The following is a 26,450-nucleotide window of genomic DNA, read 5'->3' as shown; positions in this document are numbered from 1 at the left end:
TGCTTGGCTCAAATAAATAGAATAGAGGTTCCCTCCTTTTAAGACAGGGGGTGTAGGTAAAGCAGAATGTCGCAAACTTATTTGAAACTACTATATTTTAGAGCACCTCATTTAATCAATCGCCATATTTCACACCTAAAATATCTAAAAAAATATCTAATTAACTCCCCCTGCCCACGCCGGATGTAATAGCAATGCCTCCAATACCCGTACCCCCCGCTTTTGATCCGATAGCGGTAAATGCCCCGCCGGAGCGCTCACATTCCAAGTGAACCCCTGGGGATAACGAGGCCAGGTGCCATCCGCATACCAGCCAATCGCCCGCCAAAATTTCTCCCAATTCCGCCCGCACCCCAGCCAAATCCGCCGCTGTACCCGAAAGCCAAATTGCCCCAGGGAATGCACCCGCCAGAGATTATCAATCGTTTGCAAATCCAGTACCGGGATGCTCTGTACCTCGCTAAAGTATAGCCAACCCCGCTGCTCTGCCCCCACCAACCGGCACAACTGCTGACGTGTCCATTGATCCGCCGCCTGCCACTGTTCGGACAAGATATGAATCAGTAAGGGGGTATAGTCCTGGGCTTGTTCTGACAAAAGCGGTACAACGCCCTGGGGAAATAGCTCCCTAGCTAAGGTTGCCAGTTCTGGAACTTCCGACCGCCAGAGCAATTCGTAGATTCGCCCGTCCAACACCTGGGGAAACTGCGGGGACTGCGCCCGTTTCTGCAAATAGTCGAGTAATTCCCGCCCTGGCTGGACTCCCCCTTGGAGCCATTCCGTAAGCCAGAGCCATTGTTGTTTGGGTGGTAGGGATTCCAGGGCAGAAAAATCAGCCACATTCCTCATCGGCTGGCCGCCACCGCTAAAGGAGTGCTTGGGTTTGCGGTGAGTACATCGTCCGCATAAATTTCGCAGGAATTGTTGGGGCTTTCCACCAACTTCACCTTATGTAATTCGGCTCCCAACCGCCGTACTGGCTCCTGTAATACCTGCATGATGTACAGCGCAATGTGTTCCGCCGTCGGCACCACCTCCAAAAAGTAGGGAATATCCTGGTTCAAAAAGGTATGGTCTAAAGGTTCAACCACCTCCCGCTCCAAAACCCCTTGCAGGGCGACCAAATCCACGACCATGCCCGTCACCGGGTCAATGTCCCCCCGCACCGTCACCTCCAGATGGTAGTTATGCCCGTGGCCGTGGGGTCGGGCGCATTTGCCATAGGTGGCGTAGTTTTCCGTCTCCGAAAAATCCACCCGAGCGAGCCGATGGGCGGCACTGAAATGGGTTCCAACCGTTAAATAGGCGTTCATAGCGTCTCCTTGGTATTCAGCCCAGAGTTGAGGGTGTTCGTACAACTGAATGCACGCCAGCGGCAAATGGGGGGACAGGCGTTGCCAAATGGCGTAGGCAATAAATTCCGTCGTGGGCAATGTCTGGGCAAATTCCGGCCAGACCCGATTCAAAAAACTGTTGTCCAGGGGTTCAGTCACCTCCCGCCGGATGACGTGTTTCACCTCCGAGAGATTCAAAACCATGCCGCATTCATCAATTTCCCCCACCATCGCCACGGATAAAACGTAATTGTGACCGTGACCGGGAAACAGGCTCCCCTTGCCAAATCGCCGGAAATTTTCTGCCTCCGACCACTGGGGAACGTAATAACAATGGCTGGCTGAAAACTGGGCCCGCCGGTTGATGATACAGCGCATGGCAATGGCTCGCAAATCCTTTTTGATTGTACCGATTGACCGCCCAACCTGCCAGGGTGCGCTTGCATTCCTTCCGCAAAATTGCCTAGAGTAGTACCGACGTGCGTGGGGTCGGGTGTGGACTGGCTGACTTTTGGGGTAACCGCCTGTGGTTCCTTAATTTTGACGGAAATCGTGCGGGATAGCTATCATGCCCTGTGCCACCACATCCCTGCCCTGGAACGCTGGCACAATCGCCATCATGCCGCCTACCGCCGGGACTTGTCCTTGGTTTCCCTAGCCGCATTTCGCCGCTCCCAACTGTACCATGACATTACAGAATCTATTATTTTGCTGGTTGTTTTACTGACGATTGCATTACTTACTGGGGCATTGGGGGTTTGGGTGGGGGTGGGGTATGCGGGTTTGTTTTTGGCGGGGGCGACCCGTCGGTATGTGTGGGCGGTGGCGGATACGGATTACAACCATCAGCCGGGGCCCTTGCAGGAACCCCCGACCGCTTGGTGGGTGAATCGCACCTATCATTGGCGGCACCATTTTGATAATGTGAATGCCTATTACAGTGGCGTGTTTCCCCTGGTGGACAAGGTGTTGGGCACGGGATTGTCGTTGCAGGGCAAAAAAGTGGGGGTAACGGGGGCAGGTGGGGCGTTGGGGCAAGCCCTGTGTGGGGAATTGCAACGGGCGGGGGCGCAGGTGACGGCTTTGACCACCCATCCAGAAGGGTTTACAGCACAATCGCCAATGCGGGTCATTGGTTGGCAAATTGGGCGGGAATTAGAATTAGTGCCCCTGTTAGAAACCCTTGATATTTTAATCATTAATCATGGGGTGAATGTGTATGGTCGGCGGGATTTTGCGGCGATAGAAACAGCGTTATCGGTAAATGCGTTGTCGGTGTTGAAACTGATGGAATTATTTTTGGATACGGTCACGGGTGCAGAGGCGAAAGCTACTAAGGAATTGTGGATCAATACTTCAGAAGCAGAAGTTTCCCCGGCGTTGAGTCCCCTTTATGAACTCAGTAAACGGTTGATCGGCAATCTCATTACCCTGAAACGCTTGGATAATGTCTGTGTGATTCGTAAGTTAATTTTAGGGCCTTTTAAGAGCCAACTGAATCCCTATGGCGTGATGTCCCCCCAATGGGTTGCCAAGGGAATTATTGCCCTAGCAAAACGGGATTTTCGTAACATTATTATCACAATTAATCCCTTAACCTATATCTTTTTCCCGTTGAAAGAGTTCGTAACTTCCCTCTACTATCGTTGCTTCAGTCGGGGGTCAAAAATAGCATGATCACGGCACCAAATTACCAGCTTCTCTACTCAATTAACTATTGGGCACCTCTATCAATTCAAAGTTAGTGGTCGCAGGGAATACCGCCCCCGTAAAAGAAGCACCTGCGGTGTATGGTTCTGGAGAATTGCTATTTGTTAATCAAGTAGGATTGCGATATAACCCTGTCCCCTGCTGATTCACATAGATCGTCGGCAATTGCCATATTTTTGGATGCCAAAAACTAGGATGAACATTCCCATTAAACCTGGGGTGAGCCAATCCCCATAACGCACATAAAGGGTTTGCGTTGTCCGCCGATAAATGCGGGCTAAATGGGTCAGGTATTGATAGGGTTCAGCCTGCCACATGATGTGCCCCCGAGGACTAATTACCCCCGAAATGCCCGTGTTGGTCGCTCGCACCAGCCAGCGGTCGGTTTCAATCGCCCGTAGGACATCCTGGGCTTGGTGTTGCCGCATCATCCGGGGTGGATAGGGGTCGTTGTTCGCCGCCGTGATAATCCATTCCCCCCCCGCTTGGGCTTGGGCATGGAAAATCGGCGCAAAGGCAGAGTCATAACAAATTCCGGCGATCACTGGGTTGCTGGGAGTACGCACGGACTGGGGCATCCCGCCAGCCACTTGAGATTCCGGTAGGGCAGAAATGCGGCGCACCCAATTCCCCAACCACCGCTCCAAGGGGATAAATTCCCCCAGGGGGACGATCTTTACTTTGTCATAACGACTCACCACGTCCCCAGTCCCGTCGAGGAAAAACAAACTATTAGTCAGTTGCCCATCCCGGCGACCATAGGCTCCCAATACCAAGGGAACGTGCCACTGTTGTATAGATGATGTCAGGGCATGATTGGCGGTAAATTCCTGTCCCAAGGCTCCCTCAGGCGTAATGATCACCTCTGCACCTTGGCGGGCTAGGGCTTCATAACCGGAGCGCAGGCGTTGCTCCATCTCGGTACGACCAAGGGGGGTAAACCGCTGGGGGTTGGGGATATTCGGCTGAATGATGCCCACCGGCAGATACGCCAAAACCCGCTCCCGGACAGCCGTTACCTGGAAAAACCAGCCCAAACTTTGCCCTAGGAAAAACAACCCCAACGCCAGGGGGAGCATAATGTTTCGGGGATAAATGACCGCCAACGCCAGCACCCCATTGACCAACATCAGCCAGGCGGTTGGCGTGACTGACCCAGAAAGTTGCCCCAGGTGCAAAAAGGTGGGATTGCCGGGGCTTTGGGTGAGTGCCAGGGTCGTCCACCACAGGGGGGTGAAGCTCGCCAGGGTTTCCAGCGTACACCAGAGGGCGACCCCAGCGAATAGCCGCCGAATTGGTTGGGTGACCCGGCTGGTTGCCCACGCCCAACTTCCTACCAGCACTGCCCCCCACAGGGTTACCAGTAACCATATTGTGATGGCAATGACCAGACTCAACGCCCAGGGGATGCCCAACCAGGTGAGAGGGTGGAGGTGAACGATCCAGGATAAAGCCACGCCGTGATAGGCCGCCCCCCAGAGCATTCCCCGCCGGAATACCCGTTTGCGCCCAAAGGTTCCCCACCACAGGGGCACCAACGCCACCCACCCCAAGAGCCACAGCCACGCGACGCCGGGGGTCAAACCCAGCAGTGCCCCAGCGAGCAATAGCAGGGTGGGGTGTAACCAGCGTCCGTGCATGATCACCGGATCACCATTAGGAAAACAATAAAAACATTAAATCAGCGGTTGACATCCCCGGTTGGGCTGATTATCCTTTAGGTGTTATCTTGCCCGCTCCATTCCTTTCGCTCCTTGGGTTAGATTACAACGTTTGGGATGTTGCCCGTCTGGGTCGCCACCAGGGGGAAATTAACGGGGCAATCCGGGAACAGGCGACAAAAAATCAAGACAAAATACGCATATTATCAGCACACCTGAGGAGTTGATCCCATCATGGCACACACACAACGCATCGGTTTTTTAACCCTAGCTTTGGCGGTACTGGCCACGCCAGCTTGGGCACAATTGGGAACTCAGTTACCCGCACCGGCGGACTGGAATCAACGGCAACAGCGTACCAGCCAACCCGGTCATCGCCCCCTACCCGTACCAGGGATGTCAGCACCGGTGGGACAGGGGAGTGTGTTACCGCCTGCGCCGGGGGTGATGGTGAACCCGGAACAGTCCTACCGGGTCTTGGTGGTGGCGGTGTCCCCCGTGCAAGTGGGGCTACTGCGGCAAATGGTGCCCCAGGCGTTTCCCGTGCGGTATCAGGGGCAGATGGTGATGCAGGCGGGGGTGTTTCAGTCGGCGCAGGAAGGGGAGCAGTTGGCGGAACGGTTGCGGCAAGAGGGTTTGCTGGCGCAGGTGGTGAGTCCCGCCCAAAATCAGGTGGCGACGGCACGGCGGTCTGCCCAGATGGAGATGGTGTTAAACCCGCCCCGCAGTGGTGACCCCGGTTCATTAGAAAACCTTGCCAGTTGGCAGAATGTACGGCGCAACGCTCTGCCTAGCCGTTCTCAGCCGACGGTACGGGTTTTGGTACGCCCGGCTACGCCGACCCAGCAGGAGGAAATTCTCAAACTGATGCCGGAGGCGTTTCGTGCCAGCCACCGGGGGCAAATCCTCTGGCAGGTGGGGCGGTTTCAGGACCAAATGCGGGCGGAACAGTTGGTGCAATATCTGCGTTCCCGGGGCTTCCAGGTGGTGGTGGAATCCCAGTGATTCTGGAGTACAATACCTGGGGGTAATGCCTGGGGAAATTGGCATGGCGGAACTAGATACGGGTTTGCCCAGTGTGCGGCAGGTGCAAGCCTACATTCAAGAAAAAAAACCGGTGGAGGTCAAGCTGACCACGGGGGATGTGCTGGCGGGGCAAATTGTTTGGCAGGACCCGGACTATTTCCGCCTGGTGAATGGGCAACAGGAGCAGTTCCTCCTCTACCGGGCGACGGTGGTGTACATCAAGGGGTAAATCCTGGCGGGAATCCCCAAATCACGGTACAAGGGAAGAACGTATCCCTGAGAACCATGACAGTCGCCTCCGGTTTTGATAGCCAACACCCCCCATCCCAGGCGGTGATCGATACCTGCGTGCATTGCGGGTTTTGTTTGACTACCTGCCCCAGCTACCGGGTCTTGGGGACAGAAATGGACTCCCCCCGGGGGCGCATTTACCAGATGAATGCCATCCAGCAGGGGGACATTGCCCTGAATGCCGTCACGGTCAGCCATTTTGATAGCTGTTTGGGCTGTCTCGCCTGCGTCACTGCCTGTCCTTCCGGGGTGCGCTATGACGAGTTGATCACTGCCACCCGTGCCCAAGTTCAGCGCAATTATCCCCGCCCTTGGTCGGAATGGCTACTGCGGCAGATGGTCTTTCAACTGTTCCCCTACCCGGAACGCCTGCGGTGCCTGGCTCCCCTGCTCTGGCTCTACCAAAAAATGGGGGTATCCCAATGGTTGCCGGGGTTATTCCGCACAATTTCTCCCAGTTTGGGGGCAATGACCGAGATGTTGCCGCCCCTGAAATTTGCCCAACTCCTGCCCCAGCCTTGGCCGGAGGTACTGCCTGCCCAGGGAACCCGTCGCTATCGGGTGGGGGTGATCTTGGGCTGTGTGCAACGATTGTTCAACCCAGGGGTGAATGCGGCGACGGTGCGGGTACTGCGGGCGGTGGGCTGTGAGGTGGTGATTCCGCCCCAGCAGGGGTGTTGTGCCGCTTTGCCCCAGCATCAGGGGGAAACTGCCCAGGCGCAAACCCTCGCCCGCTGGATGATTGACAGTTTTCGCCATTATGACCTGGATGCCATTCTCATCAATGCCTCTGGGTGCGGGCACACTTTGAAGGAATACGGGCAGATTTTGGCGGACGATGCGGAATATCGGGAACTGGCTCAGGCATTTAGCCAGCGGGTGAAAGATGTACAGGAATTTCTCGCCCAAATTGACCTGGGGGTGCCCCTGTATCCGTTGGCAAACGAACCCCTGAACGTGGTGTACCAGGATGCCTGCCACATGATCCACGGGCAAAAAATCAGCCTGCAACCCCGGCAACTCTTGCGGCAGATTCCGGGGGTAGAACTGCGGGAACCCCTGGATGCGGCGCTATGTTGCGGCAGTGCGGGGGTGTATAACCTGCTTCAACCGGAAACCGCCCAGGAATTGGGTCGCCAAAAGGTGCGGAATTTGCTCAACACGGGGGCGCAGGTGATTGCTTCGGCGAACATCGGCTGTACGGTGCAAATCCAACATTACCTACGCCAGCAGGGTTCCCAAATACCCGTGTATCATCCGGTGCAATTGCTCGACCATGCCATGCGCCGCCTACCGCTCCAGGATGTCCACCCCCCGGGGCAAAGGGATTGGGTTTGAGGTTCCATTCAACCAGTCAACGGGTTTGCGACTGTATCCCCTCAGCACTGCATCGGCTGTATTGCAAAAATTCTCTGGGCACTGTACCCTAGTCACCTAGTTTCGGGGGCTGTCAATGGCAACGAATTTTCGCAAAGAAACGGATAGTCTTGGCGAAGTTGAGGTTCCAGCGGATAAATTGTGGGGTGCGCAAACCCAGCGTTCGCTTGCATATTTTAGTATCGGCAAAGACCTGATTCCCCCAGAAATGATTACTGCCTACGCTATGCTTAAAAAAGCGGCGGCAATCGCTAATCACACCAGTGGTCGCTTGGCGGATCAACCTTTTCGTCTCATCCTTCAAGCCTGTGATGAAATCCTGGCTGGTCAGCACCAGGATATGTTTCCGCTCCATGTGTGGATGTCGGGCAGTGGCACACAATTTAACATGAATGTGAATGAGGTGATCGCCAACCGTTGTTGCCAGATTGCCGGTAAGCCCCTGGGGAGCAAAACGCCGGTTCACCCCAACGACCATGTGAATATGGGGCAGTCCACCAATGATTCATTTCCCACGGCGATGTACATTGCGGCGGCAGTCGGGGTCAAGCAACGGTTAATTCCAGCGGTACAAGCTCTGCACGATGCCATTACTGCTAAAGCCGAAGCATGGCAGGATATTGTTAAAATCGGGCGCACCCATCTGCAGGATGCCACGCCGTTGACCCTGGGGCAGGAATGGTCGGGGTATGCGGGGCTGTTGGCGGATGACCTGGAACGCATCGAGTCGGCGTTGGGTGGGGTGTATCGCCTCGCTCTGGGGGGGACAGCAGTGGGGACGGGGATCAATGCGGCACCGGGTTTTGCTGAGGCTACCGCCGCTGAGATTGCCAGGCTCACCGGGTTGCCCTTTGTCAGTGCCCCCAATAAGTTCACGGTTCAGGGTTCCCACGATGCCCTGGTGCAACTCTCGGGGACGTTACGCACCCTGGCGGTGTCCTTGTACAAAATTGCCAATGACATTCGTTTGTTGTCCTGTGGTCCCCGGGCGGGGTTCGCCGAGCTAATCATTCCTGCCAATGAGCCTGGTTCTTCCATCATGCCGGGCAAGGTCAATCCGACCCAGGCGGAAGCGTTGACCATGATCGCTGTACAGGTAATGGCTAACGATGTGGCGGTGAGCTTTGGGGGTGCGGGTGGGCATCTGGAGATGAATGTTTACAAACCGCTGATGATTTTTAATCTCATGCATTCGATTACGATCCTGACCGATGGTTGCACCAACTTTCGGAGGTTTCTCATTGAAGGCACCCAACCCCATCGCCAGAAAATTGCGGAATATGTGCAACGTTCCCTCATGCTGGTGACAGCGTTGGTACCGGTGATTGGCTATGACAAAGCCTCCCAAATTGCTCATTATGCTATGGAGCATGACCTGACCTTAAAGGAAGCCGCCTTACAGCTTGGCTTTGTCACCGAGGAGGTCTTTGACCGGGTGGTTGATCCAGCCAAAATGGTTCAGCCCTATGTGGCGCAATCAGCCAATCAGAGCTAATATAGCAATCCTAAATGAGCGTGGAACAGGGGTCGCAGGGGCACCGCCCCCGTCTTTGGTTCTTATAGTCATTTCAAACAAGTTTGCAACATCCGCTTTTACCTGAAAACCCTGTCCTAGAAGGGAATAGAGCGATTGCTAATACCTAAAAAGTGTCGCATTCTAAAACAGAATGACTATAGTAACCTGACTATTCCCATAGCCATCCTCATTGAGTTTACAAAAGTAGTCGCAGGGGCACCGCCCCCGTCTTTGGTTCTGGGGAATTTCTGGGCGTTAATTAATGTAGGATTGCTGTGGTCATTTCCCTAACATTGAAACTGTAAAAAAGTTTTGCACCAGGATTGAGCGTCGTCAAATTTTCGCCAGGGGATTCACCTGCCCCAACCGCCGCAGAGCCAACTGGGCAACCGCTTGATAATGGGTTTTACCCGTGAATAATTCGGCAAATTTACGGGTAGCCGCCGGACGTTTGACCCCCACCCGGTACGCCAACCCCGGCAGACGATAAAATACCTGCGCCAACCGCTTCGCCCAAATCATATCGTTGCCCCAGGTCTCTTGTACTGTTTTTGTATAGTTAGCTAGGGCATCCAGTTCCCCCGCCAAAGCCCGGTCTAAGGCTAAGGCCGCCTGCCAACCCGTCCAGAGGGAAGGCCGAATCCCCTCGGCGGTAAATGGGTCCACCACACAGGCCGCTTCCCCCACCAACAGGGCGTTTTGGGTGTGCAGGGCTTGGGGCGCATCCCAGAGGCACAGGGGGTGACCGTACTGCTTGGTGCTGGCTAAATCCACGCCAAAATGTCCCGCATAGTTTGTGAGAATTTGGCGAAAATCCTGGGTCTCGCCGCCGCCGCAAAATGTCCCCACCCCCAAGGAAAACCCATCCCGCTTGGGGAAATTCCAGAGGTAGCCATTTTTCACCAAACCAAATTCAAAATAAATATGGGCTGGGGGAATATCCCGCAAGGGAGCCTCCGCTTCCAATGCCCCCGCCAACCGGCGTTTACGCTCCCGAAACCCCAACCAACCGGGCAGTTTCCCCTTTGCCCCGTCCGCCGCCACCAAATACCGTCCCTGGTAGGATTCCCCCGCCGTCTGCACCTGCCAAGCCTCCCCCTGCCAGGTAATCCCCGTGACCGCCGTACTATCCCGCAGGGTCGCCCCCTGGTTTTGCGCCTGTTGTACCAAGAAATGGTCAAACACATCCCGGCGCACCAGCCAAATCGGCTCCAAACCCGTCAACGCCACCGCCACCGGCTCCCCCAGCTTCCAGGTGTAATGAATCTCTTGACTCACACAGGAAATCGCCGGAGCAAAGTCAAAATCAAACCATTCTTGCACCTGGGGCGACACCCCACCCCCACAGGGCTTGTAACGGGGTAAGCTAGCCTGCTCCAGCAACAGCACCGACCGACCCCGCTTCGCCAAATGGTAGGCGGCACTGCCCCCCCCTGGACCCGCCCCTACGATAATCACATCGTACTTCACTGCCAAATCCGCTGGTGGTATTGGCTCAAGTCCCGGTAGGGGTCATCGTAGCCGTGACTGTGAGCATGGTGGGAATGGTCGTGGTGGTGATGGGAATGGTCGTGTGAATGGCTGTGGGAATTCCCATATAGAACCTGCTGGCGGAATTTACACATATCGCAGTTCATGGGCATCGTTGCACCGAAGGTTTCCCATTCCCGCTGGCGCACCAGGGCAAATAGCTCCGGAGTAATTCCTAATTCCGGCAGACACGTCACCTCCACCTCCGGGTGTGCCGCCTGCATCTGCCGTGCCATCGCCTGAATTTTTTGCACCAACACCCCGGTAAACAGGAAATGGGGCAGGACGATCACCCGTTTGGGTTGATAGAGCCACACCCGCCGCCACCCCTCCTCCAGCCGGGGATGGGTAATGCCCACAAAACAGGTTTCCACCGTCAGATAGCCACTGCCCTCCCACAACAGACGGGACAATTTCAGCGCATCGCTATTGGCATCCGGGTCACTCGCCCCCCGCCCCACCAGCAGTACGACGGTTTCACTGCGGGGAATGGTGGGATGATCCACCCGGGCTAACCGTTCCTGCCAGAGGCGGAGAATTTCCGGTGCCAGCCCCAAATGCCGCCCGTAGTGAATGGTCAACCCCGGATATTGCCCCCGTGCCCGATCCAACTCCCGGGTAATGTCCAACTTCAGATGCCGTGCCGCCAGGAGTAACAGGGGCACCGCCGACAGTTCCCACCAGCCCGCCTGCACACAGCGAGCAATCCCCTCCTCAATCAGGGGTTCGGTCAACTCCAAAAAACAGGGGATCACCGGGCGACTGGGGTCGAGGGCACCGTACTGCTGGGCAAAATTCAAAAAATCCGCCCGACCTTGGGCATCCCGGGTACCGTGACCAATCAACAGCAGGGGACGGGGTTGGGGCAAGGGCGCCAGCCGAGGCTCCCGATGCGAAACAAATGCAACCATGTTCAACTCCTTAGACCCGTGCAACGCAGGTCAATGTAGGGACAAACCGACCAACGGCATTCAGGCTGAGGGAACTCCCATCACTGCTGCGGCACAGCACCGGATTCGCACCGGATTTTCCCGAAAGGTCAGTTTTAATATCATAGGGGCAGATGTCCCCGACCGGCTGAAGACGTTACTTTTCCTGCCGATTTGGTAGCGGTGGTGTTACCTGGTAAACTTCCAGTAAACTTATAGGTATTCTAAAAAGCAATCCACGCAACCAGGGTACCGATGGCACGTTACTGGATCAAGCGCATTCTGCAAGCAGTTTTAACCTTATTTTTAGCATCAGCTTTGTCCTTTGCCATCATTCAATTGGCACCCGGCGACTATTTGAATAGCCTGCAACAAAACCCCACCATTTCCGCCGAAACGATAGAAGCCCTACGGCAACAATTTGGGCTGGATAAATCTCCCGTTGAGCAGTATTTTCTGTGGCTATCCCAAGCCATTCGGGGCAATTTTGGGGAAAGTTTTGTCTATCGTCGTCCCGTCGCCCTACTCCTCTGGGAACGGGTGCCAGCGACGTTATTATTAGCCGTGGCTTCGTTGATTCTCACCTGGGGTTTGGCGATTCCCTTGGGCATTGTCGCCGCTGTTTATCAAAACCGCCGCCCGGATTACCTTTTGCAAGGGGTTAGCTATTTAGCCCAGGGGTTTCCCAGTTTTATCGCCGGGTTAATTTTATTATTTATCGCCCAACGTACCGGTTGGTTTCCGGTGGGGGACATGACCCGCATTGATTTTGTGGATTTAACGCCCCTGGGTAAGGTTTTGGACATCCTTTGGCATCTGATGTTACCGGCTTTGACGTTGACGATTATTAGCTTTGCGGGTTTGCAACGGTTGATGCGGGGTAATTTACTGGATGTGCTGGGGCAAGATTATATCCGTACCGCCCGTGCCAAGGGTTTACCGGAATCCCGGGTGATTTATGTCCACGCCCTCCGCAATGCGATTAACCCCTTAATTACCCTGCTGGGATTTGAATTTGCCACCCTCTTGAGCGGTGCTTTTATTTCCGAATATTTTTTCAATTGGCCGGGTCTTGGTCGCTTAATTTTACAGGCGGTGACGGCGCAGGATTTGTATCTGGTGATGGCGAGTTTGATGCTCGGTTCGGTGATGTTAATTCTGGGCAATTTGTTGGCGGATATTTTATTGCAGTGGGCAGACCCCCGTATTCGTTTACACTCGGAACCCTGACGGCAGGACTGATTGCACCCAGCAATTAATTGACGGGGCAACCGCACCTGGGTTACATTAGGGCTGGGCGGAAAAACGCCTCTACCTGGAACCAGAATGAACCCCAACGGGGCTAATTCTGCTGTCCAAAAAGTGGAGGTTACCATGTCTGCACACGTGTTATGGTTCCGTCGGACTGCCCGCCAACTACAGGTTTTAGGGACAAAATTTGAACTGGATTGCTTACCCCAGGTGCAAGACTTGGTGAAAACCAGGATGGGGGATGCCTACCGCCGGATGAGCCATCGGGGTTTGGATATGAATGACCCGCTGGTGTGGTGGGAACAGTTGCGGGTGCATGGGGTTTTGGAATTGGAAACCAGTGGGGGTACCCCGGAACGGGTGGCGGTTTGGCTGGAAACCGTAGAGTCAAAAGCCTACGGGACTTTGGAGCAGGTGAAACGGGAACCTTTTGCCACAGTGCGCTCGGCTCTGGACATCCAACGCCATTGGGTATTTTGGGTGCCCCGGGAACCCGTGGCGGCGGCGGTGTGGTGCGACCTCTTCTACAGCTACATTGACCAAAAGGGGGATTACCAGATGATTGCCGTGCCTGCCGCCCCCGCTGTGAATTAGGGGAGTGTGGGATAATGCGCCTATGTATGTACTGATTGCCGCCGCCGGTCAGGGCAAACGGATGGGGCATGACCGGAATAAACTCCTGTTGACCCTCCAGGGGCGACCGATTTTGGCGTGGACGTTGCTCCGGGTGTTCCAGGCTCAGCCTACCTGGGTGGGGGTGATGGCGCAACCGGCGGACTGGCCGGCGATCGAAGCCATGCTCACGGAATTGGCTCCCCCCGTGCCAGTGCAGATCATTCCGGGGGGGGACACCCGGCAAGCCTCGGTCTGGCAAGGTCTCTGCGCCCTCCCCCCTGGGGCGGAAACGGTACTCATCCACGATGGGGCCCGTTGTCTGGCCAGTCCCGCCCTGTTCCATCGGTGTCAAGCCGCCCTCAGCACCGCCAGTGGGGTGATTACCGCCATTCCCGTGCGGGATACGATTAAGGTCGTGCGGGAACCGCCCCTGATTGCCGAAACCCCGGAGCGGGCGCATCTATGGGCGGCCCAAACCCCCCAGGGCTTCCAGGTGTCCATTCTCAAAACCTGCCACACCCACGCCCTCACCCACCAATGGCAGGTTACCGATGATGCGGCTTTGTTAGAACGGTGTCAGTACCCGGTGCAGGTCGTCCCTGGGGAGGACACCAACCTGAAAATCACCACCCCCCCCGACCTACTCATCGCCCAAGCCCTGTTGACCCAGGGATTCTAGGGGCAAGGTCAAGTCCAACCCCTGCGCCTGCCAGTGGAGTTCCCCCCCCAGAGCCGCCAACCGTTCCTGCCACTGGGTCAAACTGGGGTAAAGCCGCCCGGTGGCGGGACTCCATTCCCAACCTGCCCCCAGGGTGCGCCGTTCCCCCAAATCCGTAAAACGTAAGTATAAAACAAGGACTTTGCGTTCCTGCTGTTGGGTTTGTTTCACCGCCCCATAAATCTGGGCACCCGCAGGCAGTTCTCCCAGCAGCAGGGGCATCACCTGGGCGAGCAGGTGGCGCAAAATTCCCGGCAAAGGGGTTCCCAGGTCAAAATCCATCTGGATGCCCCGAGCCTGCGCCTGTGCCCGCCAATCCCCCAACCCGGACTGACAGTGTTGGGGTTCAAACCAGGACTGCCAGCGTTCCCGGCGCACCCGTACCTCCTGGGCAATGGCCTGCAACCCCTCCTGGACCCGTTGGGGGAGTTGCTGTTGATATTTGAGCAACATATCCGTCCAAATGCCGATGGTGCTGAGGGGAGTATAAATTTCATGCAGTACGGAACGGGCCCACTCCTCCGGGGGTTGAACCGTTTGGTAGAGCCACCCTTGATAAAATTGCTCCACCATCTCCACCGGTGCCACCGGCCAGTGATCCGGCAAGGCTTTGAGGCGGTCGAGCCACGCCCGCTCCGTCACCTGCGCTAAAAGTTCCTCCCACAGCCGCTGCACCACTTGGGGATGGAAGCTATGGGCAACCTGACCCGTCGGAGTAGCCAGCAGGGCAAAGACCCACTGGGCGCTACGGATGCAGAGCAAATGGTTACCCGGAGCCAATTCCCGGCTATCCAACCACAGTGCCGTTGCCCCAGCCATCTCTGGCGGGGAGACCAACACCCAAGCAGGCATATCCTCCGCCAGCAGTCCTACGGCCAGTTTTGCCCCCACTTCCCAGTGGCACAAACCCATTCCCGGCGGTAACTGCCCCACCCTGGGAAACACGTTGATTAAGGACATGGTTGAACCATCTCGACCCTAGGATCGAGCTTATCAACGATTTCTAGGGGTGACTAGGGCAAAAAACCGTCCGCAACCTATTTGGCCGCCCCAACTTGCTCTGCTAATTCTTGCGTTCGCAGACTGGGGAAGAGGAAGTGATTTTCTTCGACGTACTGTGCCCCAAACAAGCCCTTTTCTGCCCAGAAATACCGGTCAACCGTATGCTCATTCCGCCGCACCAAAAGTAATGCCGGTGGAGCAATCCCGTTGGCCTGAATAAAACGCCGAGCCGCTGTCACCGGCTTGTCTTCACCGGTTTCCAGGGTGAATTGGGGAACACATTCTAAGATTTTTCGACCTTCCAGGCGACGACGACTTCTGCGCTTACGTCTTCTAGCCAAAGCGCTCTCCTCCTAAAACGTGTGAGAGTTGGGTTTTTTGTAGTTAGGGTTACATAACCCTAGTGCAGTATAGGGGTTTGACGCTAAGTTTTCAAGGGTTCGTTAACCAGTTGCAACAATTAGTTGGATGCGGGTTGCCTATAATAAGAGGATTGATTTAATCCCACTTCATCTGCGGCTATGGTCTATCGCAGTTGGCTGATCACTTGGTTGTTGCAGATGCCTCAGCGGCTCAGACAGGGGTGGGTGCAACTGTGGCAATGGTTCCGGTGGATGCGGTTACGCCCGGTGCCGCCACCGACTTTGACCCCCGCCACCCCGCCCCCAGTCCCTTGGTGGCAACGTTGGTTAAAGAAATTGCGGGAACAACTCAGCCGGTTTCCCCTTTTGCGAGGTGCGCCGCCGGTGGAACAACTCCCTGGTGCGCCACCACCACCCGCCTTACCGATTGTGCCGGTAGCCCCGGTTTTGCCGGAACCGACTTTGGAGGTGGCATCGGTTACGGAAGGTTATGAACCCCATTGGCTGGAACAGTTTCTGCAGTGGCTGGATCAGGTGTTGTACTTCTGGGAGCAAAAAATCCGGGACTTTTGGCATTGGTTGCGGGGGTTTTGGTGCGGTTGAATAGACATTTTTTAAGGGTAATTTATACCTAGAAATTTGTCGGCTTTTTTCTGAAGTGGTTATATAGCAATCCTACTTGATTTGCATTAGCTTGCGTGCCGTAGGCATACAGAAATTCTCCAGAACCAAGAACGGGGGCGGTGCCCCTGCGACCCCCTGTTTCATTCTCATTTAGAATTGCTATAGAGATCGAGATCACTTCTAAGCAGTATTTTTGATCCTATACAGCCTCATTTGCATCAGTTAATTTGAAAAGTATAGAGGTTACATTCTGTAGCTTCTTAAATCACCTCATCACCCTTCAGGAGTTTTCTATGAATCTGCGTTTCTTACCTTTGGTGTTGGCTTTGACGACCGTTGCCCCAATGGCAGTCCAAGCCCAACGGATGCCGAACCCTCAGGAAATGCCTGCCCCTGACCTGAAAAAAATTCCCCCGATCAAAATGGGAACGACAATTAGCGGGACGATCACGGTGAAAGACCCACAGCAACTGAAAAACCTAAATCAATTGGGTTCACAGAAGTGCAGTTTGATGCAGGTTATGTTATCGGATAGTGATCCCAACCAGCCCAAAAAGTCTAAATTCCCGGGCGAGGGCTTTGCCCCAGTGAAGGTGAACATGACCGGCGACCACCTGAGTCTGGGCTGTAAATATTCCTTGACGGTTCCCGATAACGCCCAGGGCAAAAAGGGCTACCTATCCGTACTGTATTTCGGTGGAGGTCCGATAATAGATGAGGTTCCCGATGGTTGGCAAAACCCCCTATCCGTGCCCAGTACGGGTAATGTGGAGCGTAACTTCTTAGTAATGCAGGTGTACAAACTGCACTAACATTCACTCAACCCGCCTCTTGCACTACGCCGCCTTGGTTCTCCACCGGGGCGGTTGTTTTTGCGCCACCTAGATTTGGGGGGGTTACTCATTCCAGTTGGTCAGGATGAACGGGTGAACTGCATCAGACCCATGTGCCCCAACTCAACACTTACAGCGTCAAAGCGGTTATCTCCCGGATGATAGGACAATATTTCTAAACCAATTGGTTCACCACTCACCCCATCCTTGATCAAAATTACCCCATCACCAAGCTCCGTGGCAATTTGGTTTTTGCGTGGAACCTGCCAAAACACGCTCAAAAGCTCTGTTTCTGGTTCATAAAAAACTTTTATTTGCGCCATACGGTTTCCCCCTCCTTAATTGCGTTAGTTTGGTAAGCGGTGATTAAAAAACCATCGCCATTTAAGCGTCGTGCCACGGCAACCACCCAACGTTCTTCTTTTGGGATTGCTATAGACGCTCAATAATTTATTGAGAGCATCCATAAATAGGGGCATTTCCTGACAGCCATTTTAGCTTAATCAAGCATACCAATGACTTGAAGTTGCCGTAGATGCTTAGTTAACAACCGAGCGAAATGCTGGGGTTAATTCGAGCATCTGCTAGCAAAAAAATGCCCCTGAGTCACCTTCATCCCCTACCTTGCCTAGACGGCAGAGGCATATATGGGGTTATTTTTGCGCCACCTGGATTTGGGGTTGCAAAAACGGGGTGCTGGTCACCGCATTATTGGCTAACGTGAGCAAGGGATTCGCCAATAAACCCGCCACCGCCGTCACCACCACACAGGTGATTAAAGTCGCTCGTAATTCCGGCAAACCCGCCATATCCCAGGTCAGGGTGGGATAATTTTGCACCGCCAAGGACATTTCCTGGGGTTCTTTGACCACAATCATCCGCACCACCCGAATGTAATAGTAGATGGAAATCACACTGGTCACTAACCCGACCAGCACCAACGTGTAGGCACCCGCTTGCCAACCCGCCCAGAAAATATACAACTTACCAAAAAAGCCCGACAACGGCGGAATCCCGCCCAACGAGAGCAAACACAAGCTCAAACCGAGGGTGAGCAATGGGTCTTTTTGGTATAGACCGGCATACTCACTAATTTCATCCGTACCCGCCCGCAAACTAAACAGAATCACGCAGGCAAATGCCCCCAAATTGGTAAACAAATAAATAAACGTATAAAACACAATGCTGGCGTAACCTTCCGGGGTACCAATCGCCAAGCCAATCATCAAAAAACCCGCCTGCCCAATCGAAGAATAAGCCAACAGACGTTTCAAACTGGTTTGGGTCAACGCCACCACATTTCCCAAAACCATGCTCAAGATCGCCAAGGATTCAAAAACAAATTGCCATTGCTCCGTTGCCCCAGGAAACACCGTCACCAACAAGCGAATGGCTAAGGCAAACCCCGCCGCTTTGGAACCCACCGACAAGAACGCCACCACCGGGGTCGGTGAACCCTCGTACACATCCGGCGTCCACTGGTGAAACGGCACCGCCGACAACTTAAAGGCAATCCCCGCAATCACAAACACCAGAGCCATCAACACCCCTAAAGACTGGCTAGCCTCCTGGCGCACCAACTGCTGGGCAATCGCACTCAACCGGGTTTCTCCCCCGGACAGACCGTACAACAGCGACAAACCATACAGGAAAATCGCCGAACTCGTCGCCCCAATCAGCAAATACTTCAACGCCGCCTCATTGGAGCGCACATCCCGCTTCATGTACCCCGCCAGCAGATAGGACGCCAATCCCAGGGTTTCCAGGGCGACAAACACCATCACCATCTCATCCGCCCCCGCCAGGAACATCCCCCCCACCGTCGCCACCAGCAGGATGGTCATGTATTCGCCCAGGGCACTGCCCGCCTCATTCACATAGCGAATCGCCATCAAAATACTCAGTGCCCCAGCCAGAGCCACCAACCCCCGGAACAAAATCCCCAGATGATCCGCTTGGAAACTGCCCAAAAACCCCTCCGCAACCGGCATATTCCACTGGAAGGCTAAACTCACCACCGCCCCAAGCAACCCCGCCACCGCCAGATAGGGTGTCCAACGGCTAGCCTGCCGCCCTACCAACAAATCCGCCAACAGCACCAGGGTAAGGGTCACCACCACCACCAGTTCCGGCAGAATTGTGCCCGTATTCAAAGCCGCCAACGACACCACATCCATCACCAATCCTCCGGGGGTTCTGTTTCTTTATAGATTAATCCAATCTGGTAGCTGGGGCATCCCCAAACGGCCCCCGCAAAATAGCCGCTTCCATCTCCTGACGGCTCAGGGCATATTTGAAATTTTGCACCAGGTCTCGTCCCGCCGCCGCTCCCAAATACCGCACCTGCAATTCCTCAATTTCCAGGGACAACTCCGCCTGCCACGCCCCCCGCTGTAAGGACCACCGATGCAATTCCTGTTCATCCCGCCGTGCCCCCAAAGTCTCCAACCAGTCTTCAATCGTGGCAAGGGAATGATTGTACAAAGGCGTGTCCGGGGGCGGCCAACGATTCATAAAATCCGTACCAAAGCGAGTTAGTAACTAAACTCAATTATAGGGCACTTCTAAAAATGGGTCGTAGGGGCGTAGCTTCCGTCTTTTGTAAACAGCCCACCCCCCACGTCCATAACTCTGCTGAACACCAACCCGCCCATTCGGTAAACTGATCACGACCCAGTGCCAGCCATTCAAGAAAAACCGTGGGCGCAGACACCTCACCATCTCGCTTCTCCAAAACTCTCCAGCCGAGGGAAAGCACTTGTACAGGTTCAAACCAACGGGGCGTTCACCTGGTAATCTCAGATAATATGTGAGAAAATGGATGCAAATGTAGCTGAGCCAAGGAAGCGTAAGGATGGACAAATTAAATGAGCTAATCAAGTCAAACTGTGACCCAAGGGTACTCAAACGGGCACTGGCGGTCAAGATGACCTTGCAGGGGTACACCCATGCGCAAATTATGGAAATTCTCGGTGTATCTTCTGGATTTATCAGTAAATGGAAACAGCATTTTGTGGAAGAAGGAGTAGCGGGTTTAGCATTAAAATATCGTGGTTCAGAAGGTTTTTTGTCCGCCGAGGAACGGGAGCAAGTGATTAAGTGGCTACAGGCAAAAAACTCTTGGAATATCCAGGAATTGGAATCTTATATTTCCGAAGAATTTAATGTGGTTTTTGCTTCCCGTACCAGTTACTATGATTTGCTTGAAGCGGCTGGAATTAGTTGGAAAAAATCCCAGGGCACCCATCCCCACAAAGAAAAAGACGTGCAGAAATTAGAACCAAAAACAAAAAGTAATTAACTCTTGGGAACCGCTACTGATCGAATACAGTCTTTTGCATTATTGTAGGATACACGCCATTGAAATGAGAGGACAAAGAGATGCCGGTAGTGCTATCCAAGTAATTGTTTATTATTACAATTTTATTACAATCAGCACCATGTCTTCCCAAAGGAGTGTCTGCCATTCCAGACGATAGGCTCTCTAAGTTCTAGGTAGCAAATTCCCACAAAGCCTTATCTCATCGGTATTTGAGCAATGTCTCATCCTATATTCACCCGTGACGCTTCTCCCTGAAGAGACAAAGCCACCGACCTGCCTGAGAATCCTTGTTACCATTTCTTGAGCATTACAAAGATAGCACTACCTCAAATAGGACTGCTATATTTCTGGAGGTGGGACTTAGTTGGTGCCGTTATTTTCAGAGTTAAAGGGAAAATTAGGATCAAATAGTTGTTCAAAGGTGTAAGGACAGTTTTCGGGCAAATCACTATCGTCTAAGGGCGTTTCACCGATGACTAAATTCTTACCGGATTCATAGGCATCAGCAATGATCTCTAGCAGATAGGGTTTAAGACTAGGGTTTTGTAGAAGCAGTTTCTGGGCTGACCGCCGTTGCTCCCGAATCGTTGCCCGCCAACTTTTGCTACGCTTTTCCGGCTGGTAGTCCCACTTGAGCAAGTGCCCAATTAATACCCCTAAACGACTTTCTAATTCTCGGCGTTCCTGTCTCCCCAAGGACTCAATTTCCTCCACCAAATGGGTAATATCTAGGTACTCAAAGTTTCCTTCCTTGAGCAACTTGGACTGCTCCAATGTCCAGGCATAGAAATCCGTTTCGTACAGATTATTAGATAGCATACTTATTTGCTTCGCTGACTGACCGTTTGTGCGTAGCCTTGGTGCGGGAGTAATGCCTCTATTTTTCCCAAATTTGCTGGTTTTTTGCAACTGGGGGTGGTTCTATGGCAATCGTATCTCTGCTAAAAGCCCTAGGAAATTCCCAGATTTTGATTTGAGGTATGGGTCTATGGGTCGGCTGGGGATCGAACCCAGGGCCAATCGGTTAAAAGCCGAATGCTCTACCGCTGAGCTACCGACCCGTTATCCCAAAGCCTTAGTTTAGCATAATTAACCAATGGGGCAAGGATGTCCTTAGCCAGTGCCCCGATGACTCCTGGTACGAGTCATGCCTTGACCACTACAGAGAACTCGCTTCTCATAGTTTGGGTGGCGGGTAGTGGTATGCCAAAAAAAGCAAGTGAATTGACACTCCCCGACCTAAAGGTGCGGGGATTCTTGGTTCAACAAGATGACTTGCTTCCAACAATTTTCATTGCTCAAAGTAGCGGTCAAGCTCTCCCCTTCCGCAGGTGGCGCAAGCCATAGCGTTCCCTCTTGCGTTCACAAAGTGTTGCGAAGCAATGGCGGTTCCCGTATGCCCTACGGTACCGTTCAAGTGGCCACGCAAAATCTTGGTTCGTTTCTTAGCCGTTTTTTTAGCCGTTAGGCTATCAGGTTTTTAGAGAGGTTGATTACCTTCGCCTCTGGTTTTAGTATAGCAAAAGCCGCCTTCCTAGGCGTAGCCGTGCCGGAGGCATTAGGCGGGGTTTTAGACCCAAGTTCTTTGATAAGGGCACCTCTATCAATTCAAAGTTAGTCCCGCCCTTGGTTCTGGCTAATATGGGCATTCCCAGGATGGGATTGATGATTGGTTCAAATAAATAGAGGTTCCCTGAAAATAGAATAGGGGTCGCAGGGGCACCGCCCCCGTCTTTGGTTCTGGGTAATGTGGGTATGCCAGCGATGAGATTTATGGCTACGCCACGCAGGCTATGGGTTGGCTCAAATAAATAAAATAAATTAAATAAAAATGCCCTTCGTTTAGGATGGCTATATAGGGTGGGCAATCGCAACCGATGGACGAGCGGCTGAGGCATTTAACCCCGTCGGTAATGGGCTTGAATGTCAGATAGGGTGAATAAGGCGGTCAAACGCACCCCCATTGCCGCCAAGTACGCCTGCCCCCCCTCCAAGCGATCCACCAGGGTAATTCCTGCGGATACCTGATAGCCCGCCGCCCGTAGCACCTGCACCGCCAACCCCAAGGATTGCCCGGTCGTCACCACATCTTCCACCGCCGTAACTTGGCTCCCCGCTGGCGGTAGGGGACCTTCGATTTGACTGCGTGCCCCGTGTCCCTTGGGTTCCTTGCGGATAATCAGACCACTGACGGGTTGGGGGGTGGTGGCGGAAACCAAACTGATGGCGGTCACCATTGGGTCGGCACCCAGGGTCAAGCCCCCCACCGCTACCGTATCCGGGCTAAGTAAGGCTCGGCACAGGTGCCCCACCAGATAAGCCCCCTGGGGATGGAGGGTGACGGTCTTGCAGTTGATGTAGTAGGAACTTTTCACCCCAGAACTGAGTACAAAGTCCCCTTCCTGATAGGCTAACCCGGTAATCAGTTCCAGCAGGTCTTGGCGGGGGTTGGGGGACATGGGCGTGGATCAAGTCTAGCCTTTGCATTGTACGCTAAGTCCATCATTGATTTCTGGGGATGATCATGCTGGTCTTGCATTTGCCGGAGGGTTCCCTGGGGGTGGATGTTCCCCCCGCCGCTGTCTCTGAATTGGTTCAACAACTCCATGCCCTGAAACAGAGTTGGCAGAGTCCCATCCCGCGCCCAGAATGGAATTTTGTGCATACCGAGCCGGTCTATCTGGAATTATTTTGTAACCCCAATGTCTGGCCGAGTCCCTTTGCGGCGCAGGTCTTGGTCACGGTGCAACATCCCCAGGTGCGGGTGAGTACCCAGATTGGTTTACCCCAATTGTTAGAGGATGTGGCCTTGTTCCAAAATTAAATTTCACCATCAACAAATTCCAGCCCTTGCACCTCTGGGAAACGGGTGTTAGTTTTGTAGGTATCTTGATCATTTCTGACCGAAATTACCTCACCCACAGCCATCGTTATTAATTAATTATTATCCTAGTGACGTGTGAAGTGTCCCAACGGTGTGGGAGTGAGGCAGATGGTAGCCCAACGGTGGCCTGAGTTGGCTGGCCAGGGGGATATTCATCGGGTGCAACGGGTGGTGCATTCGGTGCTGGGTAAAGGTGTGGTGCGGGCGGTCTATGTCCAACATCCGCCGGTTTTGCAGGTGGAACTGACCTGGGCGGGGCAGGCGTTCACACCCCAACAACAGGGGCGGTTGGCACGTCGTCTGGGGCGGCTGGTGGGTAGGGGTTCCTTTGGGTTTGCCCAAATCCATCTGCGGGTGGCGCAGGAGACGGCACAGGTGCTTTGGCAGACGGAAATTGTTGTCCCCCAGCGGCGATTTGCCTGGGCGTTACCCCTGGGACTTGTGTTGGCGGTCAGCGGGTTGGGGTGGGGGTGGCACCGTTTCCATCATGCCCACGCTCAGCAATCCCCGGAGTCGGAAGCCGTTGCCCCAGTGGAGCCACAGCCGGTTGTGCCGCCGGTGCCCTGGGAATGGGGGGTGCGACGGGTGATGGATCGGCAGTTTCTCCCCGAAACCCTGGGGCGGAAAGGGGTGCGGTTACCAGCGGGGACAGCGGTGTATGCGGTGCGGATTGAACCGGGGGTGGGTGGGCGGCCGGCCTATCGGTTTTATGAGGCGGGGTTGGGAGCCTTTAGTCAGCGGTTTTGGCCCGCTTCGACGGTGAAAATTTTACCAGCGGTGGCGGCGTTGGAATGGGCCTATACCCAGGGATTTACCAGCCAAGCGACGGTGGAATTGCCCCGGATGCGGGACCGGCTGGAGCGGATCATTGACCGTTCGATTCGGGAAAGTTCCAATTTGGACTATGACCTGACGGTGCAATTGGTGGGGCTGGATTGGCTGAATCAAAAATTTCTCACCCCAGAGCGGGGGTTTCCCACTACTCAGGTGCAACGGGGGTACAGTGGGGCGGTGAATATCTATGCCAGTCCGGGGCTGACCCTGCGGGAGGGGAACCGGCAAAAGTACATTCCACCCCGGCGTTCTCAAGGGGGTGAGCGATGTCCGGCTCAGGGAAATTGCGCCAATTTGTTTGAAATGACCGAAGCGGTGCGGCGGGTGGTGCTGCATGGGGAGTTGGAGCCACAGGAGCAATTTCGCATTTCCCCAGAGGATGTAGCTCGCTTAACCGAGTCCCTCTGTCGGGCGGAGCCGTCGTTTTTGGCACCGGGGGCGAGGGCGGCGTTGGGGCGTACCCCCCGCATTTGCCACAAACCGGGGTGGGTACTCAGCCGGGACTGCGTGGACAGTGGGGTGGTACTGGCGGGGACGGAACGGTATTTATTGGCGGTGGCGATGCCTGCTTACCGAGCGGGGGACAATTGCCAGGGGTTGTCCCAGGTGGCACAGCAGGTCTTGACCGCCCTGCGGACGGTTCCTCCGGGGGGGATGACCCACCAACCGAATCGGGGTCTGCCACTGCAGGCGCAACTGCTGTCCCGCAATGGGGTGTACGAGGTGGTCGTGCGGGTGACGGGGGCGGACCGGGTGGTGGTCTGGCTGGACCAGGAGTCCTTGGGGGAGCAAACCGGTGCTGGGCCGGAATACCGCTGGCTGACCCGGATTACCAAGGGCGGGGAACGGCTCCTACGGGTACAGGTGTGGCAGGGCGATCAGGTGGTGGCCTACCAGAGTCAAAAAGTGACGCTCCCAGAACCCGCTACTGCCTGCACCACCCCCCCCAACCCAGTCAATGGCCGGGTGATCTACCGGGGACCCACCCACACCCCCCGAGTCGCCCTCTCCTTTGACGATGGCCCGGATGCCAAACAGACCCGGCGGATTCTGGATATTCTCCACCAGGAGGGGGTACCGGCCACCTTTTTTGTCCAGGGACGGATGGTTCGCCGCTCCCCTCAATTGCTCTGGCGGATGCGCGCCGAGGGGCATGAGGTCGCCAACCACACCACCAACCACCCGACCTTGACCGCCCTGAGCGAGGCCAGGGTATATCAGGAACTTCACACCACCCAGGATTTGGTCTGCGCAACGGCGGGGCTACGTCCCCAGTATTTTCGACCCCCCTACGGCAGTTTTGACCGCAGTACCATCCGTTTGGCCGCCGAATTGGGGCTGGCTGTGGTGATCTGGGACGTGGATACCCGGGATTGGCAACACCGCAACCCCCAACGGATTATCCAGACGGTGCGGGATCAGGCCCGGGCTGGCTCGATTATCCTCATGCACGACATTTACGGCAGTACCGCCGATGCCCTAGCGGGGGTGATTGGTACCCTGCGTGCCAAGGGCTTAGAATTGGTTACCGTCGCCCAACTGCTGGCGACACCAGAACCTCCACCCAAACCCCCGAAACCCTGATGTCCCCTGAACAGGAATTGTTATTACAAATTTTAGCCGCCGTGGCCTGGAGTGATGGCCGTCTCACCCGCCAGGAAATTCGCCTGCTGTTGGACCAACTGGTGCCGGAATTTGCCGGTCAGGATGGGGTCAACCAGGATCACCTGTGGAGCGAACTTTACGACCGCCTGTTTGCCTACTACGACCTGGAGGAATTGCTCCAAAAATCCCCCCCCGACCATCACCGGGAGTGGCTGTTGCGGCTGAGCTATTTACTCATCCAAGCCGGTGCCAGCCCTGGGGAAACCGCCATTGTCCCCGCTGAGCAGAGGGCGTACCGCCGCCTCGTAGAATGGTTAAACCTGCCCCCTGAGGTGGTGGATCAAATTGAACAGACCGCCCAAGCGGATGTGATTTTCCATCAGGGGCAACCCCTAGCGGCACTACGGGCGCAGATTGAGCAGTTCTTCGGCGGCACCTGAGACCCCCAGATAGCGGCTCAACCGGGAGGACAACACCTCATAGATCAAAGTCAAGGGCCGCCCCTGGTGCCAAAACAGATAATGCCGCCCCCAAAACGGGTCAGGGCTGGCAAATTCCCGGGCCAAGACCTCCGAATGCCCATAGTACAGGCGGCGAATGTCCCGGTACAGTTCCAGGCGCAACTCCCGCAGACTGGTCCAAATCGGCCAATCCCGGTTTTGTAAATACTGATCCACCAACCCCGCCGGCCACCAGGAGGTGGCATAGACCAAGCGTTCCCCGCTGGCGGTTTGCAACCACACCTGCCGCCGCACCCAAGGCCCTGGGATTTGGCTCAGTTCTGCCGGGGCATCCTCCCGCAACCACCCCACCGGTGCCATGTCAATCACCTGCACCGACACCTCCTGCCCGGTGATAAAGTGCAAATGCCGGGTCAAGGAACCATCACTGAGCAGGAGCAACCGCCACCAAGGGGACAGCATCCCCGGCGGTACATCCGCCTCCTCCCCCTCCCAAACACAATCCAACCGGAACCAGGGGACAACCGAAACCAAGGACATGGGAATTATTACAGAATGTTAACGT

The 26,450-nt window shown here is 54.9% G+C and carries 28 protein-coding genes, 1 tRNA gene and 1 riboswitch; of the genes, 14 read left to right on the top strand and 15 right to left on the bottom strand.

Annotation, left to right across the window (positions count from 1 at the left end; genetic code table 11):
* Positions 1-156: 156 nt before the first annotated feature.
* Positions 157-849, bottom strand: coding sequence for a GUN4 domain-containing protein (locus MLD66_RS09900; RefSeq protein WP_247217436.1), 693 nt, complete (start codon positions 847-849; stop codon positions 157-159).
* Positions 846-1,712, bottom strand: a complete 867-nt coding sequence (locus MLD66_RS09895) for a 6-carboxytetrahydropterin synthase (protein ID WP_247217434.1) — start codon at positions 1,710-1,712, stop codon at positions 846-848. Before MLD66_RS09895 ends, MLD66_RS09900 begins: the two co-directional genes overlap by 4 nt.
* Before the next feature lie 117 nt (positions 1,713-1,829).
* Here MLD66_RS09895 and MLD66_RS09890 point away from each other — a divergent pair, with 117 nt between their 5' ends.
* Entirely contained in the window at positions 1,830-3,011 is a 1,182-nt protein-coding gene (locus tag MLD66_RS09890; RefSeq protein ID WP_247217432.1) for a bifunctional sterol desaturase/short chain dehydrogenase, read from the top strand.
* A gap of 179 nt (positions 3,012-3,190) precedes the next feature.
* On the opposite strand, the gene lnt is transcribed toward MLD66_RS09890, so the two are convergent.
* Complete coding sequence (gene lnt / locus MLD66_RS09885) at positions 3,191-4,684, bottom strand: apolipoprotein N-acyltransferase (protein ID WP_247217430.1); 1,494 nt, start codon at positions 4,682-4,684, stop codon at positions 3,191-3,193.
* Between the two features lie 255 nt (positions 4,685-4,939).
* On the opposite strand from lnt, the gene MLD66_RS09880 reads away from it, so the two are divergent.
* The 4 genes from MLD66_RS09880 to fumC all read left to right on the top strand — a co-directional run bounded on the left by MLD66_RS09880 (position 4,940) and on the right by fumC (position 8,894).
* Positions 4,940-5,710 carry a hypothetical protein gene (locus MLD66_RS09880; protein ID WP_247217428.1) on the top strand — a complete coding sequence of 257 codons (771 nt, stop codon included), beginning with the start codon at positions 4,940-4,942 and terminating at the stop codon, positions 5,708-5,710.
* 43 nt (positions 5,711-5,753) lie between these two features.
* Positions 5,754-5,960 (top strand): RNA-binding protein hfq, encoded by a 207-nt coding sequence (locus MLD66_RS09875; RefSeq protein ID WP_247217426.1) that lies wholly within the window; start codon positions 5,754-5,756, stop codon positions 5,958-5,960.
* A gap of 56 nt (positions 5,961-6,016) precedes the next feature.
* Positions 6,017-7,360, top strand: a complete 1,344-nt coding sequence (locus MLD66_RS09870; protein WP_247217424.1) for a heterodisulfide reductase-related iron-sulfur binding cluster — start codon at positions 6,017-6,019, stop codon at positions 7,358-7,360.
* Positions 7,361-7,475: 115 nt separating this feature from the next.
* Positions 7,476-8,894, top strand: coding sequence for a class II fumarate hydratase (gene fumC / locus MLD66_RS09865; RefSeq protein ID WP_247217422.1), 1,419 nt, complete (start codon positions 7,476-7,478; stop codon positions 8,892-8,894).
* 354 nt (positions 8,895-9,248) lie between these two features.
* On the opposite strand, the gene MLD66_RS09860 is transcribed toward fumC, so the two are convergent.
* Together MLD66_RS09860 and MLD66_RS09855 are read right to left on the bottom strand one after the other, a co-directional pair.
* Entirely contained in the window at positions 9,249-10,385 is a 1,137-nt protein-coding gene (locus MLD66_RS09860; protein ID WP_339397035.1) for a geranylgeranyl reductase family protein, read from the bottom strand.
* Positions 10,382-11,356: a sirohydrochlorin chelatase gene (locus tag MLD66_RS09855; RefSeq protein WP_247217419.1), complete on the bottom strand. Its 975-nt coding sequence runs from the start codon at positions 11,354-11,356 to the stop codon at positions 10,382-10,384. The genes MLD66_RS09860 and MLD66_RS09855 overlap by 4 nt, the downstream gene beginning before the upstream one ends.
* Positions 11,357-11,359: 3 nt before the next feature.
* A riboswitch (adenosylcobalamin (AdoCbl) riboswitch) is annotated at positions 11,360-11,502 on the bottom strand.
* Between the two features lie 127 nt (positions 11,503-11,629).
* On the opposite strand from MLD66_RS09855, the gene MLD66_RS09850 reads away from it, so the two are divergent.
* From MLD66_RS09850 to ispD, 3 genes are all read left to right on the top strand, one after another.
* The gene (locus MLD66_RS09850; RefSeq protein ID WP_247217418.1) at positions 11,630-12,604 is read left to right on the top strand and encodes an ABC transporter permease; all 975 of its coding nucleotides are present in this window, start codon (positions 11,630-11,632) and stop codon (positions 12,602-12,604) included.
* Positions 12,605-12,748: 144 nt separating this feature from the next.
* Positions 12,749-13,219, top strand: a complete 471-nt coding sequence (locus tag MLD66_RS09845) for a hypothetical protein (protein ID WP_247217416.1) — start codon at positions 12,749-12,751, stop codon at positions 13,217-13,219.
* 22 nt (positions 13,220-13,241) lie between these two features.
* A complete protein-coding gene (gene ispD, locus MLD66_RS09840; RefSeq protein WP_247217413.1) occupies positions 13,242-13,919 on the top strand; it encodes a 2-C-methyl-D-erythritol 4-phosphate cytidylyltransferase in 678 nt (225 codons plus the stop codon).
* Here the strand turns inward: ispD and MLD66_RS09835 are convergent.
* Entirely contained in the window at positions 13,881-14,918 is a 1,038-nt protein-coding gene (locus MLD66_RS09835; RefSeq protein WP_247217412.1) for a hypothetical protein, read from the bottom strand. The two genes, ispD and MLD66_RS09835, sit on opposite strands and share 39 nt — an antisense overlap.
* Positions 14,919-14,995: 77 nt before the next feature.
* On the bottom strand, positions 14,996-15,301 hold the full coding sequence (locus MLD66_RS09830) for a DUF3155 domain-containing protein (protein ID WP_247217410.1): 306 nt from the start codon (positions 15,299-15,301) through the stop codon (positions 14,996-14,998).
* 180 nt (positions 15,302-15,481) lie between these two features.
* On the opposite strand from MLD66_RS09830, the gene MLD66_RS09825 reads away from it, so the two are divergent.
* The gene (locus tag MLD66_RS09825; RefSeq protein WP_247217408.1) at positions 15,482-15,925 is read left to right on the top strand and encodes a hypothetical protein; all 444 of its coding nucleotides are present in this window, start codon (positions 15,482-15,484) and stop codon (positions 15,923-15,925) included.
* Positions 15,926-16,239: 314 nt separating this feature from the next.
* Entirely contained in the window at positions 16,240-16,758 is a 519-nt protein-coding gene (locus MLD66_RS09820; RefSeq protein ID WP_247217405.1) for a hypothetical protein, read from the top strand.
* Between the two features lie 101 nt (positions 16,759-16,859).
* On the opposite strand, the gene MLD66_RS09815 is transcribed toward MLD66_RS09820, so the two are convergent.
* The 4 genes from MLD66_RS09815 to MLD66_RS09800 all read right to left on the bottom strand — a co-directional run bounded on the left by MLD66_RS09815 (position 16,860) and on the right by MLD66_RS09800 (position 19,492).
* A complete protein-coding gene (locus tag MLD66_RS09815) occupies positions 16,860-17,102 on the bottom strand; it encodes a hypothetical protein (protein ID WP_247217403.1) in 243 nt (80 codons plus the stop codon).
* Between the two features lie 330 nt (positions 17,103-17,432).
* Positions 17,433-18,956: an NAD(P)H-quinone oxidoreductase subunit N gene (locus MLD66_RS09810; protein WP_247217401.1), complete on the bottom strand. Its 1,524-nt coding sequence runs from the start codon at positions 18,954-18,956 to the stop codon at positions 17,433-17,435.
* Between the two features lie 34 nt (positions 18,957-18,990).
* The gene (locus MLD66_RS09805; protein ID WP_247217400.1) at positions 18,991-19,293 is read right to left on the bottom strand and encodes a DUF3143 domain-containing protein; all 303 of its coding nucleotides are present in this window, start codon (positions 19,291-19,293) and stop codon (positions 18,991-18,993) included.
* A 37-nt stretch (positions 19,294-19,330) separates the two neighbouring features.
* On the bottom strand, positions 19,331-19,492 hold the full coding sequence (locus MLD66_RS09800) for a hypothetical protein (RefSeq protein ID WP_247217398.1): 162 nt from the start codon (positions 19,490-19,492) through the stop codon (positions 19,331-19,333).
* A 141-nt stretch (positions 19,493-19,633) separates the two neighbouring features.
* Here MLD66_RS09800 and MLD66_RS09795 point away from each other — a divergent pair, with 141 nt between their 5' ends.
* Positions 19,634-20,080 (top strand): helix-turn-helix domain-containing protein, encoded by a 447-nt coding sequence (locus tag MLD66_RS09795; protein ID WP_247217396.1) that lies wholly within the window; start codon positions 19,634-19,636, stop codon positions 20,078-20,080.
* A gap of 381 nt (positions 20,081-20,461) precedes the next feature.
* On the opposite strand, the gene MLD66_RS09790 is transcribed toward MLD66_RS09795, so the two are convergent.
* The 3 genes from MLD66_RS09790 to pyrE all read right to left on the bottom strand — a co-directional run bounded on the left by MLD66_RS09790 (position 20,462) and on the right by pyrE (position 22,560).
* Entirely contained in the window at positions 20,462-20,920 is a 459-nt protein-coding gene (locus tag MLD66_RS09790; RefSeq protein ID WP_247217394.1) for a DUF29 domain-containing protein, read from the bottom strand.
* A 170-nt stretch (positions 20,921-21,090) separates the two neighbouring features.
* Positions 21,091-21,162, bottom strand: a tRNA-Lys gene (locus MLD66_RS09785).
* A gap of 837 nt (positions 21,163-21,999) precedes the next feature.
* Positions 22,000-22,560, bottom strand: a complete 561-nt coding sequence (gene pyrE / locus MLD66_RS09780; protein ID WP_247217392.1) for an orotate phosphoribosyltransferase — start codon at positions 22,558-22,560, stop codon at positions 22,000-22,002.
* Between the two features lie 59 nt (positions 22,561-22,619).
* On the opposite strand from pyrE, the gene MLD66_RS09775 reads away from it, so the two are divergent.
* The 3 genes from MLD66_RS09775 (at position 22,620) to MLD66_RS09765 (ending at position 25,864) form a co-directional block, all read left to right on the top strand.
* The gene (locus MLD66_RS09775) at positions 22,620-22,925 is read left to right on the top strand and encodes a hypothetical protein (RefSeq protein WP_247217391.1); all 306 of its coding nucleotides are present in this window, start codon (positions 22,620-22,622) and stop codon (positions 22,923-22,925) included.
* Between the two features lie 168 nt (positions 22,926-23,093).
* Positions 23,094-25,403 (top strand): polysaccharide deacetylase family protein, encoded by a 2,310-nt coding sequence (locus tag MLD66_RS09770; RefSeq protein WP_247217389.1) that lies wholly within the window; start codon positions 23,094-23,096, stop codon positions 25,401-25,403.
* Positions 25,403-25,864, top strand: a complete 462-nt coding sequence (locus MLD66_RS09765; protein WP_247217387.1) for a TerB family tellurite resistance protein — start codon at positions 25,403-25,405, stop codon at positions 25,862-25,864. The genes MLD66_RS09770 and MLD66_RS09765 overlap by 1 nt, the downstream gene beginning before the upstream one ends.
* On the opposite strand, the gene MLD66_RS09760 is transcribed toward MLD66_RS09765, so the two are convergent.
* Entirely contained in the window at positions 25,826-26,425 is a 600-nt protein-coding gene (locus MLD66_RS09760; RefSeq protein WP_247217385.1) for a chorismate lyase, read from the bottom strand. The genes MLD66_RS09765 and MLD66_RS09760 overlap by 39 nt on opposite strands.
* Positions 26,426-26,450 lie beyond the last annotated feature (25 nt).

It is taken from the genome of Synechococcus sp. C9 (genome assembly GCF_022984075.1).
GTDB lineage: Bacteria > Cyanobacteriota > Cyanobacteriia > Gloeomargaritales > Gloeomargaritaceae > Gloeomargarita.
Note: the sequence above shows the minus strand (reverse complement) of the source record. Positions and strands in the feature narration are given on the sequence as shown.